Raw genomic sequence first — 13,161 nt, forward strand, 5'->3', positions numbered from 1 at the left:
AAATGTGGTGGTGATCGCGCCCTTCTTCAAGCAGGTGTTGTGTCACGCTCCCGTGAGTCGAGCAAGGGCGTCGTCCATGGCACTGGCGGGCAGTTCGATCAGCCGCGGCGCTTCGGTGAAGAGCAGGGCCGCCTTGACCGTGCGGCCGGGATAGAGCGGTTGCAGCAAGGCCCGATAGAGAGCGAGTTGGAGCAGGTAGGCCGGCGGCACCTCGGCCAGGGAGGCGGGCGCCGGCCGGTTGGTCTTGTAGTCGACGATCGACACCGTATCCGATGTCACCGCCAACCGGTCGATCTTGCCGGAAATCGAGCGCTTCTTGCCCTTGACTTCCACGCTGCCCATGATCGCGACTTCGGCACGCGACGATGGCGCAAACAGCTGACTGAAGCCGGGATCCGCAAGGATTGATGTGACCGACGCCAGGGCGTTCTCACGCTCCGACGCTGGCCAGTCCACGCTCGTCCGCGCGAGGTAGCGTTCTGCCGCGCCCGCGCGTCCGGGCTCCGCAATACCGGGCAGCATCTGCAGCAGTTTGTGCAGGGCAAGCCCGCGCAGCACCGCAAAGCCCGGCTCGGCATCGGCGTCGAGCACCGGCGACGCCTTGTCGACCACGGCTTCCTTGCCCTCGTCGATCAGCGCCGAGGCGCCGGATGGCGACAGCGGACGCGGCAGGTCCTCGAAAGGCGGCAAGGGGCGAAACAAGGTTGCCGGCAATGGCCCGAAACCCTCGACCTGCCGTATCTGCTCAGCGGAACTTGGCGCGACGGGGGGCAGCTTCGTCACATGGAAACGATGCACAGGCTCACCGCCGGCGGGATGCGGACGTTGTTCGCTCTCCGGCGCCCCGATCAGCGCGCGGCTGACGATCGAGTGCCAGGTGCCGGCGTTCGGCGCCCGCTTGCCGTGATAGCCACAGACGATCAGCCGGTCCTCGGCACGGGTCATGCCGACATAAAGCAGCCGGCGATATTCGTCGTCGGCGAGTTCCCGTGCCCGCGCCGCGGCTGCTTTCGAAAAACCATTGGCGACATCGCTGGCCGAGCGCCAGAGATAGCCCTTGCCGTGCCAGTTTGCGCCGGAGCCGTCGAAGGGCATCAGGCGTGGCAGATGCTGGTCACTGAACGGCGCGGAACCGCCATCGACCAGGAACACGACCGGCGCTTCCAGGCCCTTGGCGGCGTGCACGGTCATGACCCGGACTTCGTCACGGGTCTGGTCCATCTCGCGCTTGATCTCGGGACCGGCATTTTCCAGCGTCGACAGGAAGGCTTCCAGCCCCGGCAGGCCGGTTCGCTCCTCGGCAAGGCAGAAACTCAGGAACTCGTCGAGGATGTCGCCGGCTTCAGGCCCGAGCCGCGCGATCATCTTGCGGCGCACGCCATCACGCGCCAGCAGGCCAGCGTAAAACTCGAACACCGGTTTGAAGGCGGCCTCGTTCGTCCATATGTCGAGTTGCGCGAGGATCTTCGCCAGTCTCTCGCTTTCGCCAGCGTGCTGGCGCAGCGATGCGATCAACGACAGGCCAGCCGGCCTCTCCGCCGCGAGCGTGAAAAGCGTCTCTTCCGGCAGATCGAAGATCGGGCTGCGCAGCACGGCGGCGAGCGACAAGTCATCCTGCGGCTGGATGAGGAGGTGACCGAGCGCAATCAGGTCCTTGACCGCGATGTGTCCAGGCAGGCTCAGCCGGTCGGCGCCAGCAACCGGAATGTCGCGGCGTTTGAGCGCCCGGGTCAGCGCATGGACGAAGCGATCGCGCTTGCGCACCAGCACCAGCACATCGCCCGGCCGCAGCCGCTTGCCGCGGCCTTCGATGATTTCGCCACTGTCGATCCAGCCGGCGATGGTGGCGGCGACGTTCTCAGCCACGCGCACCGCCGGCGCGTGCGCATGGTCGATGGCTTGCGTCCAGTCGTCGGGCTCATCGACGACATCGGCGCCGACTGACGGCCACACCTCGACATAGCCCGGTGCGTCGGTGCGGATCGCCTGGTGGCGCAGCGGATCGGGATCATGGCTGATGCCGCGCCTCACGCTTGCGTCAGCGAAGACGCGGTCGACCGCGGTCAGAACGTCGTCGGTCGACCGAAACGACCAGGTCAGCTTGAGGTCGGCAAAAGACGCCTCGGCGTCACGCACTCGTCCAGCGAACAACAGCCGGCTGTCGGCAAAGGAGTCCGGGGCAGCCCCCTGGAACGAATAGATCGACTGCTTCTCGTCGCCGACAGCGAAGACCGTGCGATGGACCCTATCGCGCGCGCCAAGGCCGGCAAAGAATTCTTCTGCCAGCCGTTTCACCACTTCCCATTGGGCCGGACTGGTGTCCTGCGCTTCATCGAGCAGGATATGGTCGATGCCCTGGTCGAGCTTGTACTGCACCCAGGGGCCGGCGTCTGGCCGCGCCAGCAGGTTGACGGTGCGGGTGATCAGGTCGTTGAAATCGAGAAAGCCGCGGCTGCGCTTCAGCATTTCGTAGCGGGCGATCAGCCAGTCGGCGATGGTCAGCGCGGCAGCCGTGCCTTCCAGCATCCGGAACAGGGCCAGCCGATCCGTGGTTTCGACGATGGCGCTGGCGGCCGAGAGATAGCGCTCCGCCAGATCCGGCAACCGGTCGACCAGGGCCTTCTTGAAGGCCTTTGCCGGGTCGTAGGCATCGCCATCGGTCTTGAGGAAGGCTCGCGCGAGCAGTTGCAGGCGGCGAATGGGATCGCCCTCGGCAAAAGCCCGCCGCGCATAGGGCAGGATGTTGTTCAGCACAGATCTGGCGTCGGCGGCCTCGGCGGCGTGGGCAAAGCCGGCAAAATAATCGGGCAGGAAGCCCGGCAACGGCCATACCGAAGCGGCTATGCCTTCGGCCGTCTGGCCTGGATGGAAATGGAATTCGTCGAACAGGGCCTGGAAGCGCGCGCCATCACGCCCGACGGCGTCGACGAAATTGCGCAAGCCGTCGCGCTTGCGCACGATCTCACCCAGCAAGGCGTCGAGCCCGGCTTCGCCGCCCCGATCGAGAATGGCGGCAAAAGCCTCGGCCAGATCCCTGTCACCGGCGGATGTGCCGGAAATCATGTCGCGGCGCGCCGCGGCAAACAGCGACGCTTCCATCTGGCCGTCGAGCATTTCGAAATGGGCCGGGATGTTGGCCTCCAGCGGAAACTGGTGCAGCACCGATTCGCAGAAGGCATGGATGGTCTGGATCTTCAGCCCACCGGGCGTTTCCAGCGCCTCGGCGAACAGGCGCCGCGCCCGGCGCATGGTCTCGAGATCGGGCCGGCGCCCCTCCAGAGCCTCGACCTTTGCCGCAAGGTCGGCGTCACCGAGCGTCGTCCATTCCGACAGCGTCGAGAACACACGGTTCGACATGTTGGCGGCAGCGGCGCGCGTATAGGTCAGGCACAGGATCTTCGACGGATCGGTGCCGCGCAGCAGCAGCCGGATGACGCGCTGGGCCAGCACATGGGTCTTGCCGGAGCCGGCATTCGCCGACACCCAGGCGGAATTGCCGGGATCGGCGGCGCGGGCCTGACTAGAGGCGGTGTCGCTGGGGATGGGATAAGCCTTCTTCATGCCTCCCCTCCCTCGTCGCTGGCATCGCCGCCTGCCGACCATTCGAGCACGCGGGCAAGATGATCGTAGTCGCCGTCGGTCTCGCCCTCGCGGAACGGCAGCGCGCGCGACAAATAACCGGTCGCCGGGTCGGCATAGTGGATCAAAAGCTTTTCCAGCCGCGCCCAGGCCTCTTCGGCAAGATCGGTCGCGGTCCGCGGCTGGCGGTTGTGTTCGAGGATGGATTCCTCGAACACCTCGCCATTCGGCTTCAGCCTGATGAAGGCCAGTTGCGAAGGCTCGCGTGAGCCCAAATCCTTGAAGGCGCCGCGTCTGAGCAGCGCCCCCTCCAGCGCCAGCTGCGGCGCCAGCAGTGTGTGCGCCTGTGCCTTGGACGGCGAGGAACCGGTCTTGTAATCCAGTATGTCGGCCATGCCGCCGGCCAGCAAGTCGACCCGGTCGGCGTAGCCGGACAGCGTCACGCCGGACTGGCCGACCACGGTCTTGCCGGCGCGCTCCTCGGCATGTCGCCGGATCACCGCGTCGGCGCGCGTGCGCTCCCACTCGATGATGTTGGCGGCGAGTTTTTCGAAACGTGGCCACCACACGGCCTCGACATCGGCCGGAAGTGCGGCTTCGGCGAAACAGGCGCGGCCGGCGGTGATGAGGCCGGTGAGCGCATCGGGCGCGCGCGGATCGGCGACACGCGCCGAGAACAGGTGCAGGATGGCGTGAAACAGCGTGCCGCGCTCGGCAGCTCCGGGGTCGCGAATAACCGGATCGAGCGGCATCAGGCCGAGGATCCGTCTTGCATAGACGGCATAGGGGTCGCGACGCAGGGTCTCGATTTCAGTGACCGAGAAATGCGTCGGGCGCACCGACAGGGGCGGCTTCGGCTGCGGCCGTGGCGCGAAATCCTGTTTTGGACCCGTATCGAGGGCGCGCGCCCAGGCGAGCAGTTCGTCGCCACGCCGGCACAATTCCGCTGCCTGGTCGCTGCCGATGAAGGTCAGCAGCCGCTGCAGCCAGCGCGACGGCACGGCGGGTGCGTCGCCGGCCCGCGCCGAGCGGGAAAGCACCACCTTCCTGGCGCCCATGGCCATCTGGAAATCATGCGCGGCAAGGCCGATACGCCGCTCGGGCGGTTCGAGGTCGATGCCGGTCTTCATCAGCCGCGACATGAAGCGGTCGCTCTCGGGCTTGCGCGGCCATACGCCCTCATTGAGCCCGCCGATGACCAGGGTATCGACCGTCTGCAAGCGCGCTTCCAGCGCGCCCCAGATGGCGATGTTCCGGTCGGTGCCTTGTGCCGGCTTGACCGTTTCAGGCGCGATCAGCGCCGCCATGATATCGGGCCATTCGGTCGCCGCGAAGGACAGCGAAGCCGAAGCCGCGACCAGCCCGCGCAGCAGTTCGGCAAGCTTCTCGCCGGCGTCACCGGCATAGAGTTCGCCAAGGCCGCCGTCGGCGGTTCGGCCGAGATTTTCGAGTGTGACGACACTGGCCCTGACCAGCGCGGCAAGGTCGGCGTCATCCTGGCCGCGAAACGCCGCGAGCGGCGCCAGCGCCTGCTTGAGACGTCCGAGCAAATTCCGCGCAAATTCGATAGAGCGCTCGGTCAGCCGGGAAAACCAGAAGGGCTGCCGGCTGCCGCCACCCAGGCCGGTGAGGCGGGCTTCGAACAGTTCCGGCAGCGAAACGATGTCTGGGCGACCAGTTCCGCCGCGCAGCGCCACCAATTCGATCAGCTCCGCCGCGTGGCGCACATCGGCCCGTTCGAGGCCGAGGCCAAGCAGCGGATGCTTGAGCAGCGACAACAGGCCAACCGGATCGCCTGGCCTGAACAATGCCTCGAGCGCCAGCCTGAGCAGACTGGCCGCCGGGGTGTTGGCGAGCGGCGTGCCACCGGAATCGTCGGCGACGACGCCGAAGCGCTGGAGCTCGATCGAGACGCGCCGCGCCAGCGCGCGGTCGCCGGTGACGAGAGCCGCCCTTTGGCCGGGCTGTTCGACCGCGCGCTTGAGCGCGACGGCGATGGCGACAGCTTCATCACGTTCGCTGGCAGCTTCGAGCAAGGTCACCTCGGCGAAGGCGCCGGCAATGTCGGACGCCGGGAAACCGGCACGTGTCTCGGCCCAGAGTTCGGTGGTCTCGGCCGGCCGCAGCGCCTCGCCAACGAGGGCGGCGCGTAGCGCAAGCCGCGGCTCGGCCACGCCAATCTCCTCGACGTCGCCGCGCAATACGCCGATCTTGCCGATCAGCCTGGCCAGGCCATATTGCGGGTGGCCGAGTACGGCTGGACGCGCGCCAGGCGCGGCAATCGCCTGGAACGACGCTTCGTCCAGCGTCCGGTCGAGGCCGGGCAGCACGATGGCGCCGCCGGGCAAGCGCGCGATCGCGGCAAGCAGTTCGGCCGTCGCGGGTATGGAGCCGGTCGATCCCGCGGCGATGACGGGGCCAGCAGGCGGATTGCGCTGCAGCCGCGCCGCCTCGGCGCGGATCAGCGCGCTGCGATGCGCGGCCGGATTGGAGCGGTCGCTTTCCGCGAGGAATTTCGGCCAGGCTTCGGTGACGATGCCGAGGAATTCGAGCGTCACCTGCCACCATCCGGCGAGGTTGCCGGTCACCAGATCGGTGAGCTTGGCCCAGTCGGTGCCTTCCGTCTCGATCTCGTCCATCAGCCGGGCGAGATCGCGCGCCAGCCAGATCGCGTCGGCGGTGGAAGCCGGAATGACGATCTCCTCGGCGAAAAGCGCGGCGACATGCGCCGGCAGCCGGCGTTTCCAGGCCCGAACCAGCGGCGTCAGCAGCAACAGGCGTTCGCTCGCCGCGATCGGCGGCGCGAGATCGATGGCTGCCGATACCTCGGTCTCGAACGCGGCCTCATCCTCGTCGAACTCGCCGAGCGGACGGATGACCGGCAGGATTGCCGAGCCGCCGCCGCCGCGTGCCGCCAGGCTGTCGACGAAGACACCGCGCAAGGCACGCGCGGCACGGCGTGTCGGCACATAGATGGTGACATCGGCCAAAGCGAGCGGGTCGCCGTCAAATCGAAACCCCGGAACAAGACGGCCGGCAAGCAGCGCCCCGGCAAGCGTCGGCAGAAACGGCGCTCCGGGCGGGATCGAGAAAACGCGGCTGGAGCCGCTCATTGCGACCCGATTAGCGCACCGGCGACCGCCGCTTCCGCGAGCGGTACGGCATCGGGCGTGCCGACGGTGATCCAGTGGCCCTGCATGGGCATGCCGAACAGGCGCCCTGCGGCGATGGCGGAATCGAAATAGGCGTTGAGCGAGTGCGGCCCGGCCGGTGCGCCCTTGAACAGGCGCGGATGGACGATCGCCGCCCCGGCATAGATCAGCCCCGCCGGGTCCCCCTTCGAACGCCGCAAGCCGCCGTCCGGCGCCACCAGGAAATCGGTGCTGCCGCAGTGTCCGGTCGCCTGTTGGAGATCCGCCAGCATCAGCAGAATATCCATTTTCGCCGCGTCCCATGCAAGGGCGAGGCGCTGGAGATTGAGAGGACCGTCATCGATCCAGAAGGTGTCGGCGTTGAGGATGTAGAAGGGCTGATCGCCCAGTTCCGGCAACGCCTTGACGATGCCGCCAGCGGAATCGAGCAGTTGTTCGCTCTCATCGGAAATGACAATTTTTGGCGCGGCGCGCGCGGCGACATGGGCGACGATCTGTTCGGGAAAGTAGTGGACGTTGACGACCGCCTTGCCGACGCCGGCGGCTGCCAGGCTGTCGAGGCTCCAGTCGAGCAACGTCTTGCTGGCAATCCTGACCAGCGGCTTGGGAATGGTGTCGGTGATCGGCCGCATGCGTTTGCCAAGGCCGGCGGCAAGTACGATGGCGGTGTCCGGTCCTGCTGTCACAGCGCTCGCTCCTCCAGCAAACCGTGAGCGTCGTAGAATTCGCGCAGGCTTGCCAACGCCGGATGAGACAGGGCCCGGCGCAGATAATCGCGGATGCGCGGCAGGTGCTTCAGATAATACGGTTTGCCGTCGCGTTTTTCGAGGCGAACGAAGATGCCGAGGATCTTGGAATTTCGCTGCGCCGCCATGATGGCGTAGGATTCCAGGAAGCTTGCCTCGTCGAAAGCGCCGGCTGCGTGGCGCGCCGCGACGTAGGCATCCAGCGTCTTTTTCTCGATCTCGGGCGACATCGTAACACGCGCGTCCATGGCGAGCGAGGCGACGTCATAGGCGGACGGGCCGATCAGCGCATCCTGGAAATCGACGATGCCCAATCGATCATGCCCTGAACGGTCGCCGCGCCAGATGATGTTGGGCGAATGGAAGTCACGCAGCATCAGCGTGACCTCGCGGCCATGCAGCCGGTCGAGCAGCATGTCCCATTGCTTGTGGTAACCGGCGCGCAAACTGTCGCTTGCCGGAGCGCCAGCGATTGCCGGCACGTACCAATCGACCAGCAGATCGGCTTCGATCATCATGGCATCGCGGTCGAAAGGCGGCACCTCGTGGAAGCCGCCCAACCCTGTTTCCAGGTGCCGGGGCCAGGTCCTGCGATGCATCATGGCCAGCAGCTCGGCCGCCGCCGCGCAGCGCGCGGGCAGCGGCTGGCCATCACTGCCGAGAAACCCTTCCGAACCAAGATGTTCGAGCAAAAGGAAGCCTTGCTCCTGGTCCTCGGCATGGATTTGCGGAACGCTGACGCCGCCTGCCTTCAAGGCGCGGTCGATGGCGACGAAAGCGGAGACCGACTGGGCGGTGTGCGCGATCTCGGCATAGGGCTTGCCGTCGCGCACAGGGGGACCGAGAACCAGCCGTGGCGAGTTCATCAAGACCCGCGGCTTCTGGTCCGGCAGCGAAACGATCTCGTAGGAGCGGGCCGAAGCATCGCCAATGAAATGGCGGCGCTGCGCTTCCGCCCAGCCGGCGTTCACGAGAAAGTCGCGCATGGCCAGCGAACGTGCGGCCCGATCGAAGGCAGGTCCCTGCCCCGACAATCGCGCCAACCGACCGTCGCCATGCTGGACGAGTTCGATCAGGACCGTGGATTTCGGCAGATGGGCTTCCGCGCGTTCCGGCCATTCGACCAAGGCAGCACCCTGCGCCAGGGCTTCATCGAACCCAAGCTCATCGATCTCGTCCGCCGAAGACAGGCGGTATAGATCGAAATGATGGACCGGAATGCGGGTGTCGTAGCTCTGCACCAGCGTGAAGGTCGGACTCGGAACGTCGAGGCCGGCATCGTCGGCCAAGGTCCTGATCAAGGCCCGCGCCAGCGTCGACTTGCCGGCGCCCAGATCGCCCTTGAGGGCAAGCACGTCGCCTGGGCGCAGCGACAGCGCCAGATCTTCGCCCAGCCGCGCTGTGTGGGTCTCGTCGGCGAGTAATCGCTCCAGCATCGAACGCGCTACTCGGCCGCGGCGCGGATGCCCGGCATGTCTGGAAAGGTGCAGATGACGGTCGTGCCCTTGTCCTTGCCGGTTTCGATGCGAACGCTGCCGCCATGCAGCTCGACGAAGCTCTTGACGATCGACAGGCCGAGGCCAGCGCCGCGCCGGCGGCCGCCATTGGCGCGCGGCTCGAAACGGCGGAACACCGAATCGAGCACATCGGGCGGCATGCCGGGACCGTCGTCATGAACCGAGAATTCCACCCCGTCCGCCAGATGGCGGCAGGTGAGCCGGATGACGCTGGCTTCCGGGGCGTAATTGGCGGCGTTGCTGAGCAGATTGTAGAGGATCTGGCGGACGCGGACTTCATCGCCATGAAACGTCTTCGGCGCTGCAATGGCGTCGACCTGGAGACTGATCGAATGCTCTTCCAGCCGGTCGGCCACCAGTTCGGCCGCAGCGGCGATGGTGCGATCGACCTGCACCTCGGAAATGTCGAGCTGCATGATGCCGGCATCCACCGTCGCCAGGTCGAGAATGTCATTGACGATGGTGAGCAGGACCGAGGAGGACGAGCTGACATGCTCGACATATTCGCGCTGCTTCTGCGTCAGCGGACCGGTCGTGGGCAGCGACAGCAACTCGGTGAAGCCGATAATGTTGGTCAGCGGCGAGCGCAGTTCATAGGAAACGTGCTGGACGAATTCGTTCTTGAGCTGGTCGGATTTTTGCAGCGCCTCGTTCTTGTCCTTCAGCGCCCGTTCGACGTTGACGCTGTCGGTGATGTCGACGAAGGTCATCATCACTTGCCCGTTGGGCAGCGGGATCATGGCGTAACTCAAGACATTGCCGTTGTTGAGCTCGGTCTGACCGTGACGGTCGCGGCGCTCGTCGTCGAAGCCGGTGATGGCGGCAACGAAGCCGGGCCAGGGGCTGTCCGCGGCCTGCCGGTCGCAAAGGTCGCGTATCGTGGACACGTGGACACTGGGCTTGGCCGCTTCGCCGCTCAAACCCCAAAGCGTGGCAAAGGCAGGATTCGACAGCCGGAGCCTGCCGTCGGGTCCGAACACCGCCACGCCTTCGGCAAGATTGTCGAGCGTCTCGCCCTGGACCCGCACCGCTGTCTGGTAGCGGCTCTCGAGGTCCATCTTCTCGGTCAGGTTCTCGAACACCCAGGTCACGCCGCCCTTGGGCTGCGGGTTGGCGACGACGCGGATGGTCTTGCCGTCCGGCAGATGCCACCAATGTTCCTGGGATTCGACGGCGCGATAGGCGCCGAGCAGCCCTTCCTTCCAGCGGCGCCATTCAGGCTGTTCGGCGATCTTGCCTTCGCTGCGCAGCCGGTCGAGCAGCAAGGCGTTGTCGGGAGCGCTGTGCAGGAAGCCTGCGTCGAGGCCCCAAAGCTTCTGGAAGGCCTGGTTGAAGAACCGCAGCTTCTCGTCGGTGTCGAAAATGGCGACCGCCGTGTTGAGCTGGTCGAGCGTGTCGGCGTGGCTTCGCACCGTCCGTTCGTATTCGCCGCGAACCGCCTCGATGGCACTGGTGTCGCAGGCAAGGCCGGCCGAGCCATCGCTGCCGGCGAAATCGGTGACCGCGAACACACGGCGGTCACCTTCGATCACGGTGGACAGCGACTGCTCGAAAACCGGATGCGTCTTGTGCTGGGCGGCAATCGCATCGCGCGCCTGGCCGCCGAGGAACTCTTTTTTCTCCCGAACCGCGGCTTCGGCATTTTCGGCTTCGACGGCATCGGCATAGGCGCGGTTGACCCACTTCAGCCCGCCATCCTCGCCGCGGAGCCATGCCGGCATGTTCAGCGCGTCGAGCAGGCCGATCATCGTGTCGTGGTCGGCGGCCAGCCGCTGGTTCTCGATCTTCAGCCTAGCCTGGCTGCGCTGCGTCTCCGAGAGCGAGACAAAACGCACGAGTACATGCGCGGCACTCTTGCGGCCATGCACTTCGAGCGGCGCGCCGGCCTGCGATTCGATGACGAGGTCGAAGGGTTTGGCCTTCTCGCGCAATCCCGCGACGGCATGTTCGAGTGCCGCCGCCGAACGCGGCATCAGCCAGCGGCCGAAAGCAAGAAAAGCGGCCCTATCCTCGGGAGCGCCGCTTTCGACGGGCAATGTGCCGATGAGCTCGGGCTTCTTGTTTTCCGCGGCCCAGACGACGACGCGCTGGTCGCGCAGATTGAGCAGCGCCTCGGAGCGGCGGAGCGCCGCGTTGATGTCGGCGAGGCGGCTCCTGAGTTCGACATTCTCCGCCGAGGTGCGGGCTCTTTCGCGGATGAGAACGATGGCCGATATCAGTGCGGCACCCGTCACGCCGACGAACACGGCAAGCTGCATGACCTCGATGGCGCTCAGCGACAGTCCAGCGACGCTGGCAGCAGCGGTTTCGGCATGCGCGACGGCGCCAGCCAAGGGGCCCGCGAGCGCGGAGGTGGCAAGGAATGTCGACGCGCGGGCGCGCCAGGACAGGCTCCCGCCTTCCAGGGCGGAACCAGCAATCCCCGAATCCTCATGGCCGCCGGAAACGGCCCGTCCCGCTCTGTGCGGGTGTTGCCCCGGCATGTCTTGGTCCTCTCCGCCGCCTGAATGCAAGACCGCCTTGATGCGTGCCCCTCTTGACCCTCTCGGGCTGGAAGCATCGCCGAATCACCCGACAATAACCCCTCGCCGAATCGCCGTGAAGGCTGATGGCGCGCAAAAATATGGCCGGGCGAAAAGTCAATCGCCCGGCCTCAATATCTGGTAGTAATTTTAGCTTTGGTTAATAGCGGTAGTGTTCCGGCTTGAACGGACCCTGCGGCGTGACGCCGATATAGGCGGCTTGTTCACCCGACAGTTCGGTCAGGCGGGCGCCGAGCTTGTCGAGGTGCAGGCGCGCGACCTTTTCGTCGAGATGCTTGGGCAGGACATAGACCTGGTTCTCGTACTGGCCGGGCTTGGTGTAGAGCTCGATCTGGGCCAGCACCTGATTGGTGAAGGATGCCGACATGACGAAGCTCGGGTGGCCGGTGGCATTGCCGAGATTGAGCAGCCGCCCTTCCGACAAAAGGATCATCCGCTTGCCGTCCGCGAAGGTGATCATGTCGACCTGCGGCTTGACGTTGGTCCATTTCAAATTGCGCAACGCTGCGACCTGGATCTCATTGTCGAAGTGGCCGATGTTGCCGACGATGACCATGTCCTTCATCGAGCGCATATGGTCGAGGGTGACGACATCCTTGTTGCCGGTGGTGGTGATGACGATGTCGGCGGTGGGGGCCGCATCTTCCAGCGTGACGACTTCAAAACCGTCCATCGCCGCCTGCAGGGCGCAGATCGGATCGACCTCGGTGACCTTGACGCGGGCGCCGGCGCCCTTGAGCGAGGCCGACGAGCCCTTGCCGACGTCGCCATAGCCGCACACGACAGCGACCTTGCCGGCCATCATGGTGTCGGTGCCGCGGCGGATACCATCGACCAGCGATTCCTTGCAGCCATATTTGTTGTCGAACTTCGACTTGGTGACAGAGTCGTTGACGTTGATGGCGGGGAAGGGCAGCAGGCCCTTCTTCTGCAACTGGTAGAGCCGGTTGACGCCGGTGGTCGTCTCTTCGGTGACGCCGCGGATCGCCGCCTTCTGCTTGGTGAAGAAGCCGGGCGAAGCCTTCAGGCGCCTCTTGACCTGGGCGTAAAAGTATTCCTCTTCCTCGCTCTGCGGGTTGGACAGGACATCCTCGCCCGCCTCGGCGCGGGCGCCGATCAGGATGTACATGGTGGCGTCGCCGCCATCATCGAGGATCATGTTGGAGAGGCCGCCGTCGGCCCACTGGAAGATCTTGTCGGTGTAGTCCCAATACTCCTCGAGCGACTCGCCCTTGACGGCAAACACCGGGATGCCGGCTTCGGCGATGGCCGCGGCCGCGTGATCCTGGGTCGAAAAGATGTTGCAGGAGGCCCAGCGGATATCGGCGCCCAGCACCTTCAGCGTCTCGATCAGCACCGCCGTCTGGATCGTCATGTGCAGCGAGCCGGTGATGCGCGCGCCCTTGAGCGGCTGCTTGGGACCGAATTCCTCACGGCAGGCCATCAGGCCCGGCATTTCGGTTTCGGCGATCTCGAGTTCCTTGCGGCCCCAGCCGGCAAGCGAGATGTCGGCGACCACATAGTCCTTGCTACCCGTCATGGCAGTACTCCGATGCGAATGTTGTGCTTGCGAATTTGTTGCGGATGCGCCCGCGCCGGTCGGCGCGTCGAAGGGCGCGAATTG

The 13,161-nt window shown here is 65.8% G+C and carries 6 protein-coding genes; all 6 read right to left on the reverse strand.

The features are described from left to right. Positions 1-42: 42 nt before the first annotated feature. The 6 genes from addA to ahcY all read right to left on the reverse strand — a co-directional run bounded on the left by addA (position 43) and on the right by ahcY (position 13,077). Positions 43-3,561 carry a double-strand break repair helicase AddA gene (gene addA / locus LB558_RS15250; RefSeq protein WP_224698292.1) on the reverse strand — a complete coding sequence of 1,173 codons (3,519 nt, stop codon included), beginning with the start codon at positions 3,559-3,561 and terminating at the stop codon, positions 43-45. After that, positions 3,558-6,692 carry a double-strand break repair protein AddB gene (gene addB / locus LB558_RS15255; protein ID WP_224698293.1) on the reverse strand — a complete coding sequence of 1,045 codons (3,135 nt, stop codon included), beginning with the start codon at positions 6,690-6,692 and terminating at the stop codon, positions 3,558-3,560. The genes addA and addB overlap by 4 nt, the downstream gene beginning before the upstream one ends. Beyond that, positions 6,689-7,417 (reverse strand): nucleotidyltransferase family protein, encoded by a 729-nt coding sequence (locus LB558_RS15260; protein WP_224698294.1) that lies wholly within the window; start codon positions 7,415-7,417, stop codon positions 6,689-6,691. Before LB558_RS15260 ends, addB begins: the two co-directional genes overlap by 4 nt. Continuing rightward, the gene (gene tsaE / locus LB558_RS15265; protein WP_224698295.1) at positions 7,414-8,913 is read right to left on the reverse strand and encodes a tRNA (adenosine(37)-N6)-threonylcarbamoyltransferase complex ATPase subunit type 1 TsaE; all 1,500 of its coding nucleotides are present in this window, start codon (positions 8,911-8,913) and stop codon (positions 7,414-7,416) included. The genes LB558_RS15260 and tsaE overlap by 4 nt, the downstream gene beginning before the upstream one ends. An 8-nt stretch (positions 8,914-8,921) precedes the next feature. Continuing rightward, complete coding sequence (locus LB558_RS15270) at positions 8,922-11,477, reverse strand: sensor histidine kinase (RefSeq protein WP_224698296.1); 2,556 nt, start codon at positions 11,475-11,477, stop codon at positions 8,922-8,924. Positions 11,478-11,676: 199 nt separating this feature from the next. Next, the gene (ahcY, locus tag LB558_RS15275; RefSeq protein ID WP_224698297.1) at positions 11,677-13,077 is read right to left on the reverse strand and encodes an adenosylhomocysteinase; all 1,401 of its coding nucleotides are present in this window, start codon (positions 13,075-13,077) and stop codon (positions 11,677-11,679) included. Positions 13,078-13,161: the final 84 nt, after the last annotated feature.

Source organism: Mesorhizobium sp. CO1-1-8 (assembly GCF_020164875.1).
GTDB lineage: Bacteria > Pseudomonadota > Alphaproteobacteria > Rhizobiales > Rhizobiaceae > Mesorhizobium.

Bases quoted from the DNA above. Each gene is read 5' to 3' on its own strand.
- LB558_RS15270 (WP_224698296.1), bottom strand. From the start codon at position 11,477: ATGCCGGGGCAACACCCGCACAGAGCGGGACGGGCCGTTTCCGGCGGC.
- tsaE (WP_224698295.1), bottom strand. From the start codon at position 8,913: ATGCTGGAGCGATTACTCGCCGACGAGACCCACACAGCGCGGCTGGGC.
- addB (WP_224698293.1), bottom strand. From the start codon at position 6,692: ATGAGCGGCTCCAGCCGCGTTTTCTCGATCCCGCCCGGAGCGCCGTTT.
- addA (WP_224698292.1), bottom strand. From the start codon at position 3,561: ATGAAGAAGGCTTATCCCATCCCCAGCGACACCGCCTCTAGTCAGGCC.
- ahcY (WP_224698297.1), bottom strand. From the start codon at position 13,077: ATGACGGGTAGCAAGGACTATGTGGTCGCCGACATCTCGCTTGCCGGC.